This window comes from Antrihabitans stalagmiti (genome assembly GCF_016482825.1).
Classification (GTDB): Bacteria; Actinomycetota; Actinomycetes; order Mycobacteriales; family Mycobacteriaceae; genus Antrihabitans; species Antrihabitans stalagmiti.
This window is the reverse complement of record NZ_JAEMNV010000005.1, coordinates 279,497-296,552: the sequence shown is the minus strand read 5'-3', so window position 1 is coordinate 296,552 and position 17,056 is coordinate 279,497. Positions and strand designations below refer to the sequence as shown.

The 17,056-nt window shown below is 63.4% G+C and carries 15 protein-coding genes; 3 read left to right on the top strand and 12 right to left on the bottom strand.

What is annotated here, in order from left to right; genetic code table 11:
• Window positions 1-6: 6 nt before the first annotated feature.
• Both car and JGU71_RS17705 read right to left on the bottom strand, forming a co-directional pair.
• Entirely contained in the window at window positions 7-3,483 is a 3,477-nt protein-coding gene (gene car, locus JGU71_RS17710; RefSeq protein WP_199705596.1) for a carboxylic acid reductase, read from the bottom strand.
• 49 nt (window positions 3,484-3,532) lie between these two features.
• Window positions 3,533-4,381: an HpcH/HpaI aldolase/citrate lyase family protein gene (locus JGU71_RS17705; protein ID WP_199705595.1), complete on the bottom strand. Its 849-nt coding sequence runs from the start codon at window positions 4,379-4,381 to the stop codon at window positions 3,533-3,535.
• 261 nt (window positions 4,382-4,642) lie between these two features.
• Between JGU71_RS17705 and JGU71_RS17700 the strand changes: the two genes are divergently transcribed.
• Together JGU71_RS17700 and JGU71_RS17695 are read left to right on the top strand one after the other, a co-directional pair.
• Entirely contained in the window at window positions 4,643-4,981 is a 339-nt protein-coding gene (locus tag JGU71_RS17700; RefSeq protein WP_199705594.1) for a helix-turn-helix domain-containing protein, read from the top strand.
• A gap of 31 nt (window positions 4,982-5,012) precedes the next feature.
• Entirely contained in the window at window positions 5,013-5,702 is a 690-nt protein-coding gene (locus JGU71_RS17695) for a hypothetical protein (RefSeq protein ID WP_199705593.1), read from the top strand.
• A gap of 4 nt (window positions 5,703-5,706) precedes the next feature.
• On the opposite strand, the gene upp is transcribed toward JGU71_RS17695, so the two are convergent.
• The 6 genes from upp to JGU71_RS17665 all read right to left on the bottom strand — a co-directional run bounded on the left by upp (window position 5,707) and on the right by JGU71_RS17665 (window position 10,810).
• Complete coding sequence (gene upp, locus JGU71_RS17690) at window positions 5,707-6,336, bottom strand: uracil phosphoribosyltransferase (RefSeq protein ID WP_199705592.1); 630 nt, start codon at window positions 6,334-6,336, stop codon at window positions 5,707-5,709.
• A gap of 28 nt (window positions 6,337-6,364) precedes the next feature.
• Window positions 6,365-7,588, bottom strand: coding sequence for a URC4/urg3 family protein (locus tag JGU71_RS17685; RefSeq protein ID WP_199705591.1), 1,224 nt, complete (start codon window positions 7,586-7,588; stop codon window positions 6,365-6,367).
• Window position 7,589: 1 nt separating this feature from the next.
• Window positions 7,590-8,840, bottom strand: coding sequence for a GTP cyclohydrolase II (locus tag JGU71_RS17680; RefSeq protein WP_199705590.1), 1,251 nt, complete (start codon window positions 8,838-8,840; stop codon window positions 7,590-7,592).
• Window positions 8,841-9,003: 163 nt separating this feature from the next.
• Window positions 9,004-9,972 carry a GGDEF domain-containing protein gene (locus JGU71_RS17675; protein ID WP_199705589.1) on the bottom strand — a complete coding sequence of 323 codons (969 nt, stop codon included), beginning with the start codon at window positions 9,970-9,972 and terminating at the stop codon, window positions 9,004-9,006.
• 101 nt (window positions 9,973-10,073) lie between these two features.
• Window positions 10,074-10,460 (bottom strand): DUF5313 family protein, encoded by a 387-nt coding sequence (locus JGU71_RS17670; RefSeq protein ID WP_199705588.1) that lies wholly within the window; start codon window positions 10,458-10,460, stop codon window positions 10,074-10,076.
• Window positions 10,457-10,810, bottom strand: a complete 354-nt coding sequence (locus tag JGU71_RS17665) for an ArsR/SmtB family transcription factor (RefSeq protein WP_199705587.1) — start codon at window positions 10,808-10,810, stop codon at window positions 10,457-10,459. The genes JGU71_RS17670 and JGU71_RS17665 overlap by 4 nt, the downstream gene beginning before the upstream one ends.
• Before the next feature lie 84 nt (window positions 10,811-10,894).
• Between JGU71_RS17665 and JGU71_RS17660 the strand changes: the two genes are divergently transcribed.
• Window positions 10,895-11,536 (top strand): YoaK family protein, encoded by a 642-nt coding sequence (locus JGU71_RS17660; RefSeq protein WP_199705586.1) that lies wholly within the window; start codon window positions 10,895-10,897, stop codon window positions 11,534-11,536.
• Here JGU71_RS17660 and JGU71_RS17655 read toward each other — a convergent pair.
• The 4 genes from JGU71_RS17655 to JGU71_RS17640 all read right to left on the bottom strand — a co-directional run bounded on the left by JGU71_RS17655 (window position 11,529) and on the right by JGU71_RS17640 (window position 17,009).
• Window positions 11,529-13,325, bottom strand: a complete 1,797-nt coding sequence (locus tag JGU71_RS17655; RefSeq protein ID WP_307829700.1) for an SDR family oxidoreductase — start codon at window positions 13,323-13,325, stop codon at window positions 11,529-11,531. The genes JGU71_RS17660 and JGU71_RS17655 overlap by 8 nt on opposite strands.
• 62 nt (window positions 13,326-13,387) lie before the next feature.
• The gene (locus tag JGU71_RS17650; RefSeq protein WP_199705585.1) at window positions 13,388-14,587 is read right to left on the bottom strand and encodes a TetR/AcrR family transcriptional regulator; all 1,200 of its coding nucleotides are present in this window, start codon (window positions 14,585-14,587) and stop codon (window positions 13,388-13,390) included.
• A 40-nt stretch (window positions 14,588-14,627) separates the two neighbouring features.
• Window positions 14,628-15,776: an acyl-CoA dehydrogenase family protein gene (locus JGU71_RS17645; protein WP_199705584.1), complete on the bottom strand. Its 1,149-nt coding sequence runs from the start codon at window positions 15,774-15,776 to the stop codon at window positions 14,628-14,630.
• Window positions 15,777-17,009: an acyl-CoA dehydrogenase family protein gene (locus JGU71_RS17640; RefSeq protein WP_199705583.1), complete on the bottom strand. Its 1,233-nt coding sequence runs from the start codon at window positions 17,007-17,009 to the stop codon at window positions 15,777-15,779.
• Window positions 17,010-17,056 lie beyond the last annotated feature (47 nt).

Genomic DNA, 17,056 nt, shown 5'->3' with positions numbered 1-17,056 from the left:
CTTCGACTACAGCAGGTTGTGCAGGCGCAAATCACTGATGTACTTCGCGATCAGTGCCGGCGACAGGTGCGGAACATTGCCTTCTGCACCGACTTTCGCCGCCTGGACAGCCGCTGTGAATCCATGTGCAGGCAACGCCGAGCCGCGAACAGGGTTGCTGGGGCGCCGATAGGCATGCAGCAGGGGAAGTAGCGACGCCTGGCGCTGCTTTTCGGGAAGGGATCGCAACGCCGTCTCGAAGCGCGCAAGCCAATCGGCGTAGTCGTCGACGCGATGGATCGGATGGCCGGATTCGATGAGCCAGTCGACGAAGGTGTCGAGCGAGATGCCGTCGTCGTGCGGATTGACGACGTCGAAGGTCCGCAGTCCCGCAACGGATTCCGTGCCCAGTGTGGTGATGGCCTCGGCGACGAAGTCGGCAGGTAGGCCGTCGTAGTGTGCGCGTTGGCGGTTCCCGTCCTGGTCGGTGCGGTAAAAGGAGAACGGTGCGAGCGCGGTGGTGACGATGCTCAGCAGCAGTCGAGAGAAGATGTCCGGTACGTTCAGCTGACCGCCGAATCGACTGTGGGCCAGAATCATATCCGACCGAAATACCGAAACAGGAAGTCCGCAGAGGTCGTGTGCTTCTCGGAGCAGCACCTCGCCTGCCCACTTGCTGTTCCCGTAGCCGTTCGCGTAGTTGTCGTCGATCGTGCGTACCGGGCTGACGTCCCGGATGTCGCCGTCCTCTTCGAAGGCGGACGGAGCGATCTGGGCGGCCACCGCGACGGTCGAGAGATAGGTGACCGGCTTGATGTGCGACGTGATCGCAAGCCGAACGACCTCGGCCGTTCCGACAACATTGGGACCGAAGAGTTGCTCGTACGGCAGCACATGGTTTACCAACGCCGCCGGGTGAACGATCAGATCGACGTTGTCTGCCAACTTGTTCCAGGTCTCGTCGTCGAGTCCGAGGTTGGTCTCACCGATGTCGCCTGCCAGCACTTCGAGGTACCTGTCGGCGAGCTCGCGGTACCGGGCGAGCAGGGCGGGATCACCGCTGTCGAAGGCGTCGTCGAGTCGTGAGCGCGCCGCGGCGACGTCCCTGCCGCGGACGATACAGACCAGCGAGCCGCCGCCGGATCGGTCGAGTCGTTCGAGCCAGTCCAAGCAGAGAAATCGACCGAGATAGCCGTTGGCGCCGGTCAGCAGAACCGTCCGCACCTGGCCGGTAGCGGTCGGCAGGGTCCGTGCAGCGTCGAGGGTTCGGCTGTCGATGAATTTGTCCAAGGTCAGATCCGTGGCACGTGCGTGCTCGCCGACACCGTGGACCGAGGCGAACGTCGGTCGTAGCGAACCGGACGTTCGCGCGGCCGTCACGTACTCCGCCAGTTCCCCCAAACCGTGTGCTGGACTGACGATCACCCCGACAGGTACGTCGACGTCGAAGATTTCGCGAAGCAGATTCGAGAACGACAGCGCCGACAGCGAATCGCCGCCGAGGTCGGCGAAGTGTGCGTCCGGGCGCAGATCGCTTGCTGCGCAACCGAGCAACGCTTCTGCGGCGCGTCCGATGGTTTCGAGAACACCCAGCTCGGCTGCCTCGTGCCGCAGCGCGATGAGGTCGTCGGCTTGCTCTTCTGCGAGCACGGCGTAGAGCTGCTGCAGGCGTGGTGCGTATCGTTCGATCAGCTTGGGTCGCAACAGCTTACCGATGCCGGACAGCAAGCCGTTCGCGGTGGTGAACGGCTCGGGCTCGATGATGAAATCGCGTGGAATCTCGTAGGAATTGAGGCCGGCGTCGCGGCCTATCCGGTGTAGCGAATCGCTCAGTGCCGCCTTCGGGTCATCGCACGCTAGCAGTTCCTCGGTCGGCACCACGACCGCAAGCACGTACGCGCGCTCGCTGCTGCCGTAGACGAAAATCTGTTGCAGCAGTGGGCTACTGGCAAACACTGCCTCCAATGTGGCGACTGCGACGAACTCACCCTGCGACAGTTTGAGCACGTTGTTTCTGCGGTCGACGTAGGAAAGTCGATCCGGTGCAAGCTCGGCCACGATATCGCCGGTCCGGTAGAAGCCGTCCGCATCGAAGATCTCCGCGTTGATGTCGGGGCGCTTGTAGTACCCGGGGATCATGGTGGACGTTTTCAACAGCAGTTCGCCGCGTGCGTGTGGTTGGTCGGTACCGAAATAGCCGAGTTCGGGCACGTCGACCAACTTGTATTCCAGCACCGGCGGTCGGCGGACGATCGTATCGATCACGACGCCACCGCCCGCCTCGGTCGAGCCATAGCCGTCGTGCAGGTCGAGTTCGATCACCGATTCGACGAAGCTCTTCATCTCGGCGGCGATAGGCGCGCTCCCGACGACGACGGACATGTACCGACCGCCCAGAAAGCTCTCGCGCAGTTCAGCTTTCACGGTCGCATCGAGTGCTTCGCGATCGGTGCCCGGTTCCGATCGCCGCTGCATCTCGCTTTGGTAGCGCTGAAAGATCATGTCGCACACTCGCGGAACGAAAAACAGCTCGGTTGGCCGGGTCAGTGCGATGTCGTCGAACAGGGTCGACATGTCGCTCTTGGCTGTGAAATAGGCGGTGCCCCCACGCGCGAGAACGCCGTGCAGACTGATACGGCCTGCGATGTGGCTCATCGGCATGTAATTGAGGTTGATCCCGGCGACCTCCGGTTGGGACAACCAGACGGCGGTCACCAAACTGCGGGTGTACATCGCGCCCTTCGGAGTTCCCGTACTGCCGGAGGTGTAGATCAGAAGTGCCAGCGGATCCTCGTCGTCGTCGGGGACGAACAGCGGTGCTGTCGGCAACCGACGGCCCCGGTCGATGACCGAATCGAGCGACTCCACAACTACCGAGGTGTTCGCGAGGCGCGCGACGGCGTCGTCGTATGCGGTCCGCTGAACGTCGTCGTCGCAGTGGTAGTCGAAGACGATCAGACGGTGCGGAGCTGCGCCGGACTGCACGAGCTCGACTGCAATGTGGAGGTTCTCGGCGCTAACCGCGAGAGTACGAGGCTCGGTCTCTGCGACGATCGCCGACAACTGTGCAACCGAAGCTCCGGCTTGAAGCGGGACCGCAACGCCGCCGAGATACGTGCACGCCAGGTCGACGATGGCGTAGTCGGTGCTCGTGAATCCGAGCGTTGCGACGAATTCGCCGGCGCGCATCGGATTGTCGGTATCGAAATGCCACGCCCCGGCCACCGCGCTGACCCGTTGCCACAGCTCACCGTAGGTGATCGTGACGAACTCGGGCAGCAGGTGCACCGTCCGTCCACCGGAGGTGTCGACCGCCCGATGTCCCATCGCAGGCCGATCTGCGTAACTCTCCATCACGGTCGTGACGACCTGCGCGAGTTCGATCCCAGGCTCCCGCAACGCGGCGCCCACGTCCTTGTTCGGACGCGCGTCGCGAATCTGCGGGTGAGCGGCATACAGCGCTGCGATGCGCGCTGACAACCGAGTCTGGGAATCTTTTGCCATGCGGGCACCCTATGCCAGGGTCACTCCCGCGCCGCGGCGGCGAACCCGATCAGGCGGGAAGCACGTCGTACGCGGTGGCCAACCGGGTGATCTTGCGGGCGCGGCCCAAGCGGGGAAGGTCGCTACCGTCTCGTACGGTGCCGCCCCGGTTCTCGAAGTCGGCCAAGAATTGGAGTGCCCACCCGACGTCCGACGGAGTTGGGCTGAGGACCTCGTTGACAACCGGTGCCTGCTCCTCGCCGAGGCACAGTTTGCCGGTGAGTCCGAGCGAGACCGACATAGCGGACTGGTCACGCAGTTGGGAATGACTTGTGCCGACGGTCGGGCCGTCGATGGGGCCTGGGAGTTCGCCGATACGGCTGGCGACGACCAGGCGAGAGCGGGGATAGGCCATGGCGAGATCGTCCGCGCTTGCGCCTGTGTCGCGACGGTAGTCACCGCTGCCGAAGGCGAGTCGGAACGCTCCACGGGCCCGGGCGATCGAGGGGGCTTCCTCTATGCCGACCGCAGACTCGATCAGTGCGAGCACTGGCGTCGAGCCGCCGAGGCGATCGTAGGTTTCGCTGATCTGTTGTGGTGATTCGGTTTTGGCGAGCATGACGCCTGCAAGCCCCGGTAGTCCGCTGAGTTGGTCGACGTCGTCGGACCAGAATTGCGTGCCGCGACTGTTGATGCGGACCCACGCCGAATTTCGTTCGAGCCAGGTGGCGACGGCGTCACGTGCGGCCGGTTTCAGGTCGGGATCGACGGCGTCCTCGAGATCGAGCACGATCTGATCCGCCCGCGACCCGTGGGCACGGTCGAACATGTCGGATTGTCTGGCATTCACCAACAACCAGGATCGTGCGACCGATGCGTCGATCGGTCTGCGGACGATTGTCGTCGTGTGCGATTCCATGGCATCCACACAACCCGCCCTGTCAGCGGATAACCACCTTTAGTGCATTGTTTGCGTCGCCGATCCGCTCGGCCCGACGTGCCAGCCCCCTGCGCTTTCACGTCGGGAGCACTTTCCGGTCGGCTGCCACCCCTCGAGGTGCCGACCGGAATGCTCCCGCTCCGCAAAAGTCATCTTCCCATATGGGCAGGTGGTTCGCTGCCTGAATTCGCTAGAGCGCAACGAAACGCTCGAGCGGCTGCGATGGGTAGGATCATCGTCATGCCGAGCGGGAAGCGACTGGCAGGTCGCGAGCAGGCTGCGATCGTTGAAAACATCCGCAGCGAGATGGTCCGCGCCAAAAAAATGACGCAAAGTGAGCTTGCCCGTCTCGCGGGCTTGCCCGAAACGACCTTGAGCAAGATCATGAACGGCGACTCGGTGCTCGATGTCGAGCAGACGTCGGCAATCGCAGCGGTGTTCGGGCTGACGATGTGGGAACTCGCGATGCCACCAGCGCTGCGCACCGATCGGGGGATCGCGGGTCGGCTCCGGCGGGCGGCTGCTCGGCACCGCGAAGAGGTGGACGTCGACAAGAGCGCGCGAGATCTCGGTCTGTGACGCAGTGCAGCTGCCGGTAGTGTGATTTCCCGTGTCGACCGACCGATACGACACCGCCCACGTTGTCGTGAACGCAATTGCTCTCGTCGTGCCCATGACGCTCGGAACCGTCTGGGTCGCGCGGATGGTCGACCGCGATCAACCTCGCCATCGCGAACTGACGCGTGTGTGCGGCTTCCTCTTTGCTGCCACATTGCCCATCGTGCCCGAAATCGCGGCGCAAATGCGGCATTTGTCGGAGACCTACCTCGATCTGGCGAACATCAACGTGGTTGTGGGTAGGTGTCTCGTACTACTTGCGGCCGGTGAGTACGTCACGCTCGGCGGACGGCTGTCCGGTAGGCCGGGCCTGGTCAACTCTGCAAGGCCGGTTAGCGTGGTCGCTGTGGTGCTGATCCTCGGCATCTACGCGATAACCCCCATGCGGACCCTCCCGGACGAAGGCGACGGGATCTTCAACGTCGTCTACGGCGCCATGGCGGCAATCGCGTCGACGACCGTACTCGTCGCGGCAGCATGGGCTCGGCGCCGATCGCTCGATCCGGATCTGCGCCGCTCACTCGGCGCGCTGGTCTGGGCGTCGGCACTCGGTGCCGCCTACGGTCTCCTCGCGGCTGCGTCTGCGAACCTCGCATTGATCCGTATCGTCGCAGCGGCGTCGCTGGCAGCACTAGCCGTCGCAGGCATTCGAGTAGTGCTCAGACACCAACGCGCGGCGTAGCCGCCTATTTCGTTCCGAAGATCCGGTCGCCTGCATCGCCCAACCCGGGCAGGATGTAGCCCTGCTCGTCGAGTTCGCGGTCGACGGCAGCGGTGTAGATCGGTACATCCGGATGAGCCTTGTGCAATGCCGCGACGCCTTCCGGGCACGCCAACAGGCAGACGAACTTGATCGATTTGGGGCCGCACTCCTTGAGTCGCTCCACTGCAGCGACCGCGGAGTTGCCCGTCGCCAACATGGGATCGACAACGACGACGTCGCGCTCGCGGAGATCGCCTGGCATCTTGAAGTAGTACTCGACCGCGCCGAGCGTGCGCGGGTCTCGGTAGAGGCCGATGTGCCCGACCCGCGCTCCCGGAACCACGGTCAACATGCCGTCCAAGATTCCGGTGCCCGCGCGCAGGATGGAGACGAAGACAACCTTCTTACCGTCGATCACCTTGCCTGTCGTGCGCTCCAACGGCGTTTCGATCTCGATTTCCTGCATCGGAATGTCGCGCAGCACCTCGTAGGTCATCAGCGTCGACATCTCGTTGGCAAGTCGTCGAAAACTGTTGGTGGAAGCTTCTTTACGACGCATCAACGTCAGCTTGTGCTGCACGAGCGGGTGGTCGATCAGGTGTACCGTTCCCATAGAATCTTGTCCTGTCGCTCGAATGAATTCAGAAGACCGTGCCGTCGCTGACGATGGTCAGCGGCGGTAACCCATCCCGGAGACGTTGTGCGAGAACACGACCCGCCGCCCAGGTACCACCTTCGAGGACACATGCCAGCGGTAGCCGCTCGGCATCGACCCCGAGCTGTTCCCGTACGAGGGGTGCCAGCTCGTCCAGCAGCGCGACCGTCAGTGCGCGCCACTCGACGATCAGTTCGTCGCCGACCGCCCAGTTGCGTTCGGCAAAACCATGCTCGCGCAATACCAATACGCCGGTGTCGAGCAGCAGTCCGCCGTTGCGGTACTCGGGCAGGCCGGTCAGCGCGTCCAGCCCGGTGACCCGCACGCCGGCCCAACCGAACGGTTCGAGCAGCGAATAGGTCAACCACTGCGACAACTTGTGGAACGGCACCCAGCCTTTCGTCAGCCCCGGACCCTCGACCGCCCGGTGCTGCCAGCAATCGCCGAGCGGGTGGGTGCCGATCATGTTGTCTGCCAGCCAGATACCCGAGAGCGACGCGAGCAGCAGCGACAGAATGTCGTGTGCCGCGACGCTCGCAGTCGCCGGATCCTGCTGCCCGACCAGCGCATCGAACAAGCCACCTGGGCGACCGTCCGCGCCGAACACGTCGGGACGTGCACGCAAGGCGTCGCCGAGTCTGTGCAGCAACCGGACTCGGCCGTCGAGCCCGACGAGCGGATTGGCGGACCCGACACCGAACATCGCGGCGAGGTGGCCTTCGTCGAGGTTCTGTAGGCCGACCGCATCGACCTGCAGCGGCTTCGACGGATCACTCGAGAAGCCACCGCTGACGAACCCGTGCCAGCTCGCAACGCCAAGACCTTCCGACCGTGCGAACCGCTGACCGCTGACCGCTTCGTCGTAGTGCCAATCCGGTCCTGCGCCTGCATCGAGCAGCACACTCACAACGGCAAGGTCGATCATCGCGCGTGCGCGCGCGGGCGCATCCGACGCAGCCAGTGCGGCATCGAGTTCGGCTTTACGGTCGATACCACCGGCCTCGAAGTGTCGCCACCTGCTGTGGAACGGAATCTCTAGGTCAGGGTAACGCGCGTGGGTGACGTCGGCTACCTCCTTCGCCGCGGTCGGTAGTGCGCCGTCGTTCACGCCGAACCAGCGCGAATTACCCTCGCGCGCACGAAGAAGCAACTGGTTCGCGCGGTCACGCACAGCAGCCGTGGTGCGCAGGGTGGCGACTGCGTCCTCCACCTCAGCCGTCCAATCCGCGGCCCTTGGGCTTCGTCAATTCCTCGGCGTCGGGCACAACGCCTGGTGTGAAGTAGCCTGCCGCCATTTTGGCGTCGATCTCGACTCGCGCGTCGGCCGGGATGAGATCGTCGGGGAGGTCGACACGTTCACCGACCTCGATGCCGGATCCGGTGATGGCGTCGTACTTCATGTTGCTCATGGAGACGAGACGGTGGATCTTGCGGACGCCGAGCCAGTGCAGTACGTCGGGCATCATCTCCTGGAACCGCATGTCCTGAACGCCTGCAACACATTCCGTGCGGGCGAAGTACTGATCTGCGGTGTCGCCGCCCTCTTGGCGTTTGCGTGCGTTGTAGACGAGGAACTTGGTCACCTCGCCGAGCGCGCGACCTTCCTTGCGGGAGTATGAAACCAGGCCGACACCACCGCGCTGTGCTCCCTGGATCGACTCCTCGATCGCGTGGGTGAGATAGGGCCTGCAGGTGCAGATGTCGGAACCGAACACGTCCGAGCCGTTGCATTCGTCGTGCACACGCGCGGTCAGCTCTACGTCTGGATTGGCGAGATCACGCGGGTCGCCGAAGATGTAGACGGTCTGCCCGCCGATCGGCGGCAGGAACACCTCGAGGTCCGACCGGGTGACGAGCTCGGGGTACATGCCGCCTGTCTCCTCGAAAAGCACACGGCGCAAGTCGCTTTCGCTGCAACCGAAGCGCTGTGCAACGCCCGGCAGATGCCAGACGGGTTCGATCGCAACCTTGCTGACCAGAGCTGCACCGTTCGGCAAGAGGAAACGACCGTCGGGTTGCAGGCGGCCTTTGTGCACGGCCTCGATGATCTCCGGTAGGATCACGTGCGCCTTGGTGACGGCGATACTGGGCCGAATATCTTGGCCCGCAGCAAGTTCCGCGGAGAATACGTCGGCGACGATGGCGCCCCACGGGTCGAGGCTCACGATCTTGCCCGGCTCGCTCCACTGGGGATACGGGCCGATGATGTTGGTCGGTGCCGTATTGGTGAGGTCGGCTTTGTGCTTGCGCGACAACGCACCTGCCGCGACGGCCAACGCTCGGTAGATGCTGTAGGACCCACTGTGTGTGCCGACTACGTTGCGGTGCGCACGATTTGTCGTCGTACCGACAACCGGCCCGCGTTCGGTCGCGGTCGGCGCCGCCCAGCGGATAGGTAGGGATCCGACGCCGCCACTGTGCGAGGTCAACCGAATGTGGCTCGTTGCTGCTTCATCGGACATGCTCGCTCCTTCGCCCCCGTCCCGTCTGCTCGCGGTTGCGGGAATTCGCAAGCATATCCACTCGACCGCACCTATGTCGGTTGTCGCGGGTTCCTCGTCAGCCGTGCTCGATACAGACCGATGGGCTCGTCGATATCCTCGAGCGGTCGAGTCACCGATCCGACTAGCGCGACGGGAACGGTTCGCGGCGCGTCTTCTTCTGCTGATACATAGCGGTGTCCGCGGCCTTCCATGCACCTGCGAAACCTTCGGCGATCGTGTACTGGGCGTGTCCGAACGATGCCGTGACGCCGACCGCGTGGAGTGCCTGCGACAGACGTCGGGCCAATTCCTCTGCGTCGTCCGCTGTCGTCTTCGGCGCCAGAATGCCGAACTCGTCGCCGCCGACACGGGCAACGATGTCGGCGCTACGCACGTTGTCCGCGAGTGCCCGAGCGGCGGTACGGAGATACTCGTCGCCGGCGTGGTGTCCCTTGGTGTCGTTGATCGGTTTCAGATGATCCAGGTCGACGCTGATCACTGCGCCGGGGTCGCCGAACCGACGATAGCGAGCCTCTTCGTGTTCGAGCAGGCGTTCCCAGCCCCCTCGATTGAGCAGTCCGGTCAACGTGTCCGTCGAGGCGCGCAGCTCGGCTTGTTCGAGTGCCCGTTGCACCGCGGTTCGATCGAGGTCGGCTTCGAGAACGTTCGCAAGCAATGAGACGAGCAGCTCGAGGAGCGACTGGTGGGTTTCGAGTGAATCCTCGTGCGGTTTCTCGTCGAACCCGCAGAGTGTGCCGAACAGTGTTCCGTCCGAGGTGACCAGCGGCAGCCCCACATAGGTGCCGATGGAAAGTGCGGACGCTTCTTCGATCGCCGCGTACTGGGGTACCTCACGGACGTCGGGTGCGATGTTCGGGGACTCGCCGAGAACCATGTACTGACACATCGAGTCGGCCCAGGCAACGGAATCACCCGACGTGACAGGGAACGCGACGTTGTTCACGGTGAGGTAGACCTGGCGTTCACCGTCGAATCGCGTCACTCCCCAGAAGCCGAGCGGGATCTCGTTGCGCAAATAGGTCAGGATCGCATCGCTCGCCAGATCGAAGCGCGGGGGTGAATGCGCGAAGTGCGAATAGTGGCTGCTCACGCATCCTCCGTCCGGTCGAATCGGTTCCCGACAAGGCGGTCAATCCGGTGTACCCGGCCCGATGGAATCGTAACCGTTGTTGTTTTCGGTAATCGTCGAATCTAGGTATGCCCGTGTCGATCGCGGTAGGCCTGGTATTCGACTGCGTTCTTCGCTTTGTCCTGCTCGTCGACCAGGGCCGGGTCGAGGCCGTGTTGGGACAGGCGATGACGTCGGTACACCCGATTGAGTGCGATCGCAAAGTAGACGAACGGAATGAGGATCGGCACCGTCATGCTGATGTAGACGTACAGCGTCGTAGGTATCAACAGCAGTGGCAGAAGCAGCAGGATGCAAGGAATCGTGACCCTGATGACCAATCGAGTCGCGGAACCCTTGCCTGCTAGATCGTGTCGAACCCAGTCACGCATCGATGGCGGAAGGGTGCGTCCGTAGGAGTAGGTGATGTATTCGATCAGATTGGGCTTGGTGCGCGTTTCGTTGCTCAAAGTCTTTCCTTAATAGGTTTTTCGTCGATTTCGCCTAGGGTTTCCGCCTGGCTGACGACCACGCCGAGCAGGATCTCGCGCGCGACGGCGAGCAGTTCGGACACCCTCGGTGATGCCAGCGCATAGGTCACGAACAGTCCGTCGCGACGGGCCGTGACCAGTCCGGCGCGGCGCAGAACCGAGAGTTGCTGCGAAAGGTTCGATGGTTCGATCCCGACCTCTCCAAGCATGTCGGACACCGTGCGCTCGTGTTCGCTGAGCAGTTCGAGCACCCTTATTCGGACCGGGTGGCCGAGGGTTTTGAAGAAGTCTGCTTTCATGCGATACAGCGGCTGGCTCGAATTCGGCATCGTGATCCTCTCCAGACTCGAGCTGCACGCGCTTCATGATTGACTATATTCAAAGTTTAGCAAATAGCGGCGGGAAGGAGTCCGATGCTTGATCACGACCGCCGTGAGATGGCGCTCGCGGCCATGCTGTCCGGGGTAGCGGGCTTCGTGGATGCGATCGGGTTTCTGCACTTCGGAGGCTATTTCGTCTCGTTTATGAGCGGAAACACAACGCAGGCGGGAGTATCGCTCGCCGAAGGTGACTTCCGAGACTTCGGCCTCGCGATCGGATTGATCGTCGCCTTCTTCGTCGGAGTCGTCATCGGGTCGCAGGCAAGTCGTCGAGTCCGGGAGCGACGATGGCTGGTGCTCGCGATCGTCGCGTCCATCCTGACGACCGCAGCGGTCTTCCATCACGTGCCCTTCGTCGCGTTTTTGGCCCCACCCTTGATGGCTGTCGCGATGGGTGCGCAGAACTCGGTGTTCGAACGTGACGGGCAAGCGACGATCGGCCTCACCTTCGTCACCGGGACGCTGGTGAAGCTGGGACAAAGTGTGTCGAGGCTGATCGACGGAGAGCGAAGCGTGGTCGGGCTGCGGTACTTCGCACTCTGGTCCGGCCTCGCTGCAGGCACTGTGGTCGGTGCCGTGACCTACCTGTGGATAGGCCTGTCCGCATTGTGGTTCGCCGCAGCGCTGACCGCGTTCGGCACGGCAGCGTTGCGGCGTATGGGGACAGTTACTTGATGAGGTTCGAGTTGGCCGCACCGAAGCGGACCAACGCAGGCGCCAACCGGCTGAAGTGATAGCTGAGGTGCGCCTCGGGTGTCACCGGAACGATCGACTTGTTGGTCTTGACCGCGTCGACGATGCAGTCGGCCACCTTGTCGGGGGTGTAGCCGCGCTTGGCGTAGAGCCGATCGAACTTGGCCTGCTTCTTGGCCTGCTCATCGCTCGATACCCCGGAGAACTCAGTGGTGTTGGTGATGTTCGTGTGCACGATGCCTGGGCAGATCGTGCTGACGCCGATGTTGGCGCTGGCCAGCTCGGATCGCAGGCAGTCGGAGAACATGAACACCGCGGACTTACTCGTCGCGTACGGGCTGAAGCCCTGCTGCGCGCCGAACGCCGCCATCGACGACAGGTTCACGATCTGCCCACCGAGTCCGCGTTCGACCATCTTCGCGCCGAACGACCGGGACCCGTTGATGACGCCGAAGAGGTTGATGTCGATGACCTTGCGGAACGTTGCGGCCGGGGTGTCGAAGAACCCGCCAGCCTGTCCGATACCAGCATTGTTGATCAGAATGTCCGGCACGCCGTGCTTTTCGGCAACGTGATCGGCGTGCGCCTGCACAGCGTCCTCGTCGGAGACGTCGAGTTGGTAGGCATGGGCGACCCCGCCGAGTTCGGCGATCAACGTCGCGGTCTCCTTCGCCGAGGCGAGGTTGACGTCGGAAAGCACCACTTCGGCACCTTCGCGGGCGAAGGCAAGAGCGGTCTCCCGGCCGATACCGCTACCCCCGCCGGTGATGACGAGGAGCTGGTCGTCGAAGTGGCGTCGCTCGGCCTTCCTCACACGAGCGCGACGTAGTTCTCGCGTGGGTTCCTTGCCGGACAGGGCGTCGATGAGCTCGATCGTGGCCTGCGCCAAAACCTGCGGATGTGAGAACGGCACCCAGTGGCCTGCATTGACGTCGCGACGCCACAGCCGGTCGGTCCAGCGGGATTCGTCGTCGTAGCCGGCAGGTCGAATGGCGACGTCCTTCGTGTCGACGATCAACTGCACAGGAACCTTGGTCTCGCGTTCGCGCGAATTGAAGATTCGCTGGACGATGTTGGCCCGGTAGATCCGCAGGCCGTTGACGAGGTCCTGCTTCAGGGTGTCGGCGAGGAAGATCCGATCGGAGTCGGTGCCTTCGGTCACCTTCAAGAACGTCTTCCAGTGCGACTCGTTCCCGAGCCCGAACAGGGCCTTCGGTAGTGCGGGGGTCATAAAGAGGAACGTGTATCCCGACGACAGCAACTGCGACACCGGCTGCCAGACGTTCTTCGGTGTCGGCCGCGACAGCCTGCGTTTCATCCACTTGCCGACGTGGTCGAGGTTCGGGCCGGATGCCGACGTGAACGACGCTATCCGCTCCTCGGCCGCTGGCTCGCACACTGCCTCCCACACCGAGATGGAACCCCAGTCGTGTGCGAGTACGTGCACCGGTCGGTCCGGGCTGACCGCGTCGGCGACGGCGAAGAAATCCGATGCCAGGGCACTGAGTTCGAAGTCGCGGTAGCTGTCCGGATTGGTCGTCCGACCGTGGCCGCGAGTGTCGTAACTGACGACATGGAAGCGGTCGGTGAGGAACGGAACGACGCCCTCCCAGAGGTGGTGGGTATCGGGCCAACCGTGAACGAGGATGATCGTTTCGCCGTCCGGATTGCCTTGTTCGTAGACCGCGATCTCGATCTCGCCGTTACGAACGAATCGCTCGGAGATGCCGTGCGCAGTGTCGGTCGCGTCGGTCGGCTTCGTATCTGTCACGTTCGTTCTCCAGGTATCGGTCGCGAGTTGATGGACAAGAACGCTACTCGATTGCGGACGGCCTATGTGACGCCGAGAAGATCTCGACCGATCGACGCGATCGCAGCTTCTATGCCGGGAAGTGTGCGAAGGTGCGGCGTCAACGCGACGTCGTTGATCAGCGCTTGCGCTGCCTGGACGCGGATTCTGGCGACGGTCGCGTCCCATTCGGGATGAACCGTTCGGACCAGATGCACCCACTTGGCGATGTAGTCGTGTTGCGCGACCCGCGACCTGTGCCGCTCGGTGTCGGGAAGGTGCGTTGACTCCGAGACGAGGATCCTGACCAGGTGCGGGTTCTCCATTGCGAACGATGCGTAGCTGTCGAGTAGGCGCCGGACTCCGTCGCGGGAATCGGTGGACTGGCCGAGGGCTCGGTTCATGTCCATCTGCAGCCACTCGTCACCCCGGAACATGGCGGCGACGAGGATGTCGGTCTTCGCCGCGAAATGACTGTAGACACTCGGCCCGGCAATTCCGACCGAAGCGCCGATGTCGTCCATGCTCACTCCCGCAAAACCCTTGTCGGCGAACAGGACTATCGCTTCGCCGAGAATGGCTTCCCGACGTGATCGGGTCGCATTCAGCAGGTCGGTCGCGCGGTTCGGCGCCTGCGCCCCCACCGGCAGTTCGATGGATGCATCGAGTACGGCCGCAACGAGTTCGGTCAGCAGTTTCGCCGATTCCGACGCTGGGAGGGTAAGTCGGTGGAACGACATGCTGTTGGCAACGCCGAGTGCGCACCACGCCAGTAGGTCGGACTCTGCCGCGCTGAGCTGTGGGCGCCTGGCACCGATGATCCGCATCAGACGCTCGCCGATCAGTCTGGTTTCGGCGCGCAGATCCTTGCGGTCCTCCTCGGAGAGGTGGCGAGCTTCGCGCCGCCACAGGACGCCGTCCGTTCGGTGCTCGAGCGCGGCTGTCGCGAGAACTTCCGCGAGATCGGTCGTGTCGTCGGACTCGGCTTGGGTAAGGGCGTCGACGAATGTGTCGAGCGCATCGGCAACGACCCGACCGAGGAGTTGCTGCTTGCCTCGGAAGTGGCGATACAGCGCTGACGGACCGATCGCGACTGCCTCTGCCACGTCGCTCATCGCGACGTTCGCGTAGCCGTGTTCGTAGAACAGCGCGCTTGCTGCCGCGACGATGAGGGCGCGTCGGTTGGGTGGACGCGTGTTCCGGGCAGGACGGTCCTGCGTCGGCCCGTCCTGCGCGCTGGTCATCGCGACGATGCTACCGGCGGCGATTGCTCGCCTGGAGCGATCAGCCCCTTGTCAGTGCGGCGTAGCGGGCGATATGGAAGTCGGCAGGACCGTATTCGTGCTCGATCGCGGTGAGACGCTTGAAGTAGTGTCCGATCGCGAGTTCCTCCGTCATCCCCATGCCGCCGTGAAGTTGGACGGCGTTCTGGCCGATGAATCGAGCGGCCCGACCGATCGTCGCCTTGGCAGCCGAGACCGCTCGGGCGCGGAGCTTCGGTTCGGCATCGAGATTCAGGATCGCGAGATGTGCTGCAGCAACCGCTTGCTCGAGTTCCATGGACATGTCGACCATACGGTGTTGCAACACTTGGAAGCTGCTGATCGGCTGCCCGAACTGCTGCCGCTGCTTCGTGTATTCGACGGTGTCCGCCAACACTTTTCGCATACAACCGACAGCCTCGGCCGCAACCGCCGCTGTTGCTTCGTCGATTGCCTGGTCGAGCGATGCCCACGCCCTGCCCTCGGCGCCGAGAAGCGCGTCGGCCGGTAGCCGGACATCGGTGAAGACGAGATCGGCTGCGCGGCGGTCGTCGATCGTTCGGTAGCTGTGGACTTCAAGGCCTTTCGGCGGATTGCCTGCGTCGAACTCGAGCACGAACAGCGACAGTCCGGTCGTGTCGCGGCGCTCGCCCGATGTTCGTGCGGTGACGAGAAGATGCGTCGCGAAAGGAGCGCTACCGACAACTATCTTGGCGCCGTTGATGATCCACGCATCGCCGTCCTTCGTGGCTGTGGTGGTCACGTCGTTGAGGGTGTATCCCGACGTCGGTTCCGTGGCAGCGAGGGCAGTGATCACGTCCCCCGACGCGATGCCGTTCAGTAGTGCCGTCGGCTGTTCGCCACCTGCGCGCTGTAGCAGTCCGCCACCGACGATCACCGTGTCGACGTACGGCTCGACGACGAGCGCGTAGCCGAGCGCTTCGGCGATGATCATCGATTCGACTGGGCCACCGCCCATTCCGCCGACCGACTCGGGCAGCGTCGCGCCGAGGATGTCGAGTTCCTTCGCGAAGCCGCGCCAGATGTCGGGTTGCCAGCCGATCCCGGACTTGGCAACGGTCCGGCTGCCCGCCAGGTCGTAGCGGTTGGCGAGAAACCCGGTGACGGTGTCGCGCAGCAGTTCTTGTTCGTTGTCGAGTGCGAAGTCCATCTACAAACCCAATCCGGCTTTGGCGAGAATATTTCGTTGAATTTCGTTGCTGCCGGCGTAGATCGAGCCGGCGCGGTCGTTGAAGTAGCGCAGCGGAGCAACGGCTTGCCATTCAGCGCCGCTGAGGTAGCCGTCAGCGGGTGGGGTGTACTCCGACAGCGGTCCGCCTGGTGCCGTCGCGTGCGGTTGGTAGACGCGTCCTCGCGGACCAGCTGCCTCCAGCGCCAGTTCGGTGATCTTCTGGCTCAGTTCGGTTCCGAGAATCTTGATCATCGAGGCGGCAGGCCCGGGGTTCTTTCCGCTCGCAAGCGCTGCGAGCGTGCGGAATTCGACGATCTCGAGTACGTCGACGCGAATGCGGGCTTCGGCGAGTTTGGCCGAGAATGCGGGGTCGTCGATCAGCGGTCGGCCGTCGGGACCGGGCTGTTCCGCAGCTGCGTCCGCGACCGAATTCGCCATGGCCTGCAGCATGGGCGCCGCTGCACCACCGCCGCGCTCGAAGATGAGGAGATACTTCGCAACGGTCCAGCCGTCGTCGATCTTGCCGATGACATTGGCCTTCGGAACCCGCACGTTGTCGAAGAACACCTGGTTCTGCACTTCTTCGCCCGAGGTCATCACCAGCGGCCGCACCTCGATACCGGGACTGTTCATGTCGATGAGCACGAAGGTGATGCCACGCTGCTTCTGCGCTTCCTTCGATGTCCGCACGAGGCAGAAGATCCAGTTGGCTTCGGTTGCGTGGGTCGTCCAGATCTTGCTTCCGGTGCAGACGAGGTCGTCACCGTCCTCGACGGCGGCCATGCTGAGCGACGCCAGATCCGAACCGGATTCCGGCTCGGAATAGCCCTGGCAGAAGAAGACCTCACCGGTCAGGATGCGAGGGAGATAGAAGTCCTTCTGCTCGGCCGTGCCGAATGCGACGATGGCATGAGCGACCATCCGAATTCCCATGGGGGACAACAGGGGAGCGCCCGCGCGAATCGACTCGGCGCTGAAGATGTAGTGCTTGGCGAGACTCCAGTCGCAGCCGCCGTATTCGACGGGCCACGCAGGCGCTGCCCAACCACGTTCGTGCAGGATGTGCTGCCATTCGAGACTGGCCTCGTGGTCGGAGTAGACGCTCGTCATCAGGCGTCCGGCGCGGCGCAATTCGGGCGTCAGTTTCTCGGCGAGGAACTCGCGGACCTCGTCTCGAAACTCGAGTTCGTCGGTCGACCAGTCGAGGTCCATACGGTTCGCTCCTTTGCGAGTACGGCACAGAAAATCAAATATATGTG

Bases quoted from the DNA above. Each gene is read 5' to 3' on its own strand.
- car (WP_199705596.1), bottom strand. From the start codon at position 3,483: ATGGCAAAAGATTCCCAGACTCGGTTGTCAGCGCGCATCGCAGCGCTG.
- JGU71_RS17705 (WP_199705595.1), bottom strand. From the start codon at position 4,381: ATGGAATCGCACACGACGACAATCGTCCGCAGACCGATCGACGCATCG.
- JGU71_RS17700 (WP_199705594.1), top strand. From the start codon at position 4,643: ATGCCGAGCGGGAAGCGACTGGCAGGTCGCGAGCAGGCTGCGATCGTT.
- upp (WP_199705592.1), bottom strand. From the start codon at position 6,336: ATGGGAACGGTACACCTGATCGACCACCCGCTCGTGCAGCACAAGCTG.
- JGU71_RS17680 (WP_199705590.1), bottom strand. From the start codon at position 8,840: ATGTCCGATGAAGCAGCAACGAGCCACATTCGGTTGACCTCGCACAGT.
- JGU71_RS17665 (WP_199705587.1), bottom strand. From the start codon at position 10,810: ATGCCGAATTCGAGCCAGCCGCTGTATCGCATGAAAGCAGACTTCTTC.
- JGU71_RS17660 (WP_199705586.1), top strand. From the start codon at position 10,895: ATGCTTGATCACGACCGCCGTGAGATGGCGCTCGCGGCCATGCTGTCC.
- JGU71_RS17650 (WP_199705585.1), bottom strand. From the start codon at position 14,587: ATGACCAGCGCGCAGGACGGGCCGACGCAGGACCGTCCTGCCCGGAAC.
- JGU71_RS17645 (WP_199705584.1), bottom strand. From the start codon at position 15,776: ATGGACTTCGCACTCGACAACGAACAAGAACTGCTGCGCGACACCGTC.
- JGU71_RS17640 (WP_199705583.1), bottom strand. From the start codon at position 17,009: ATGGACCTCGACTGGTCGACCGACGAACTCGAGTTTCGAGACGAGGTC.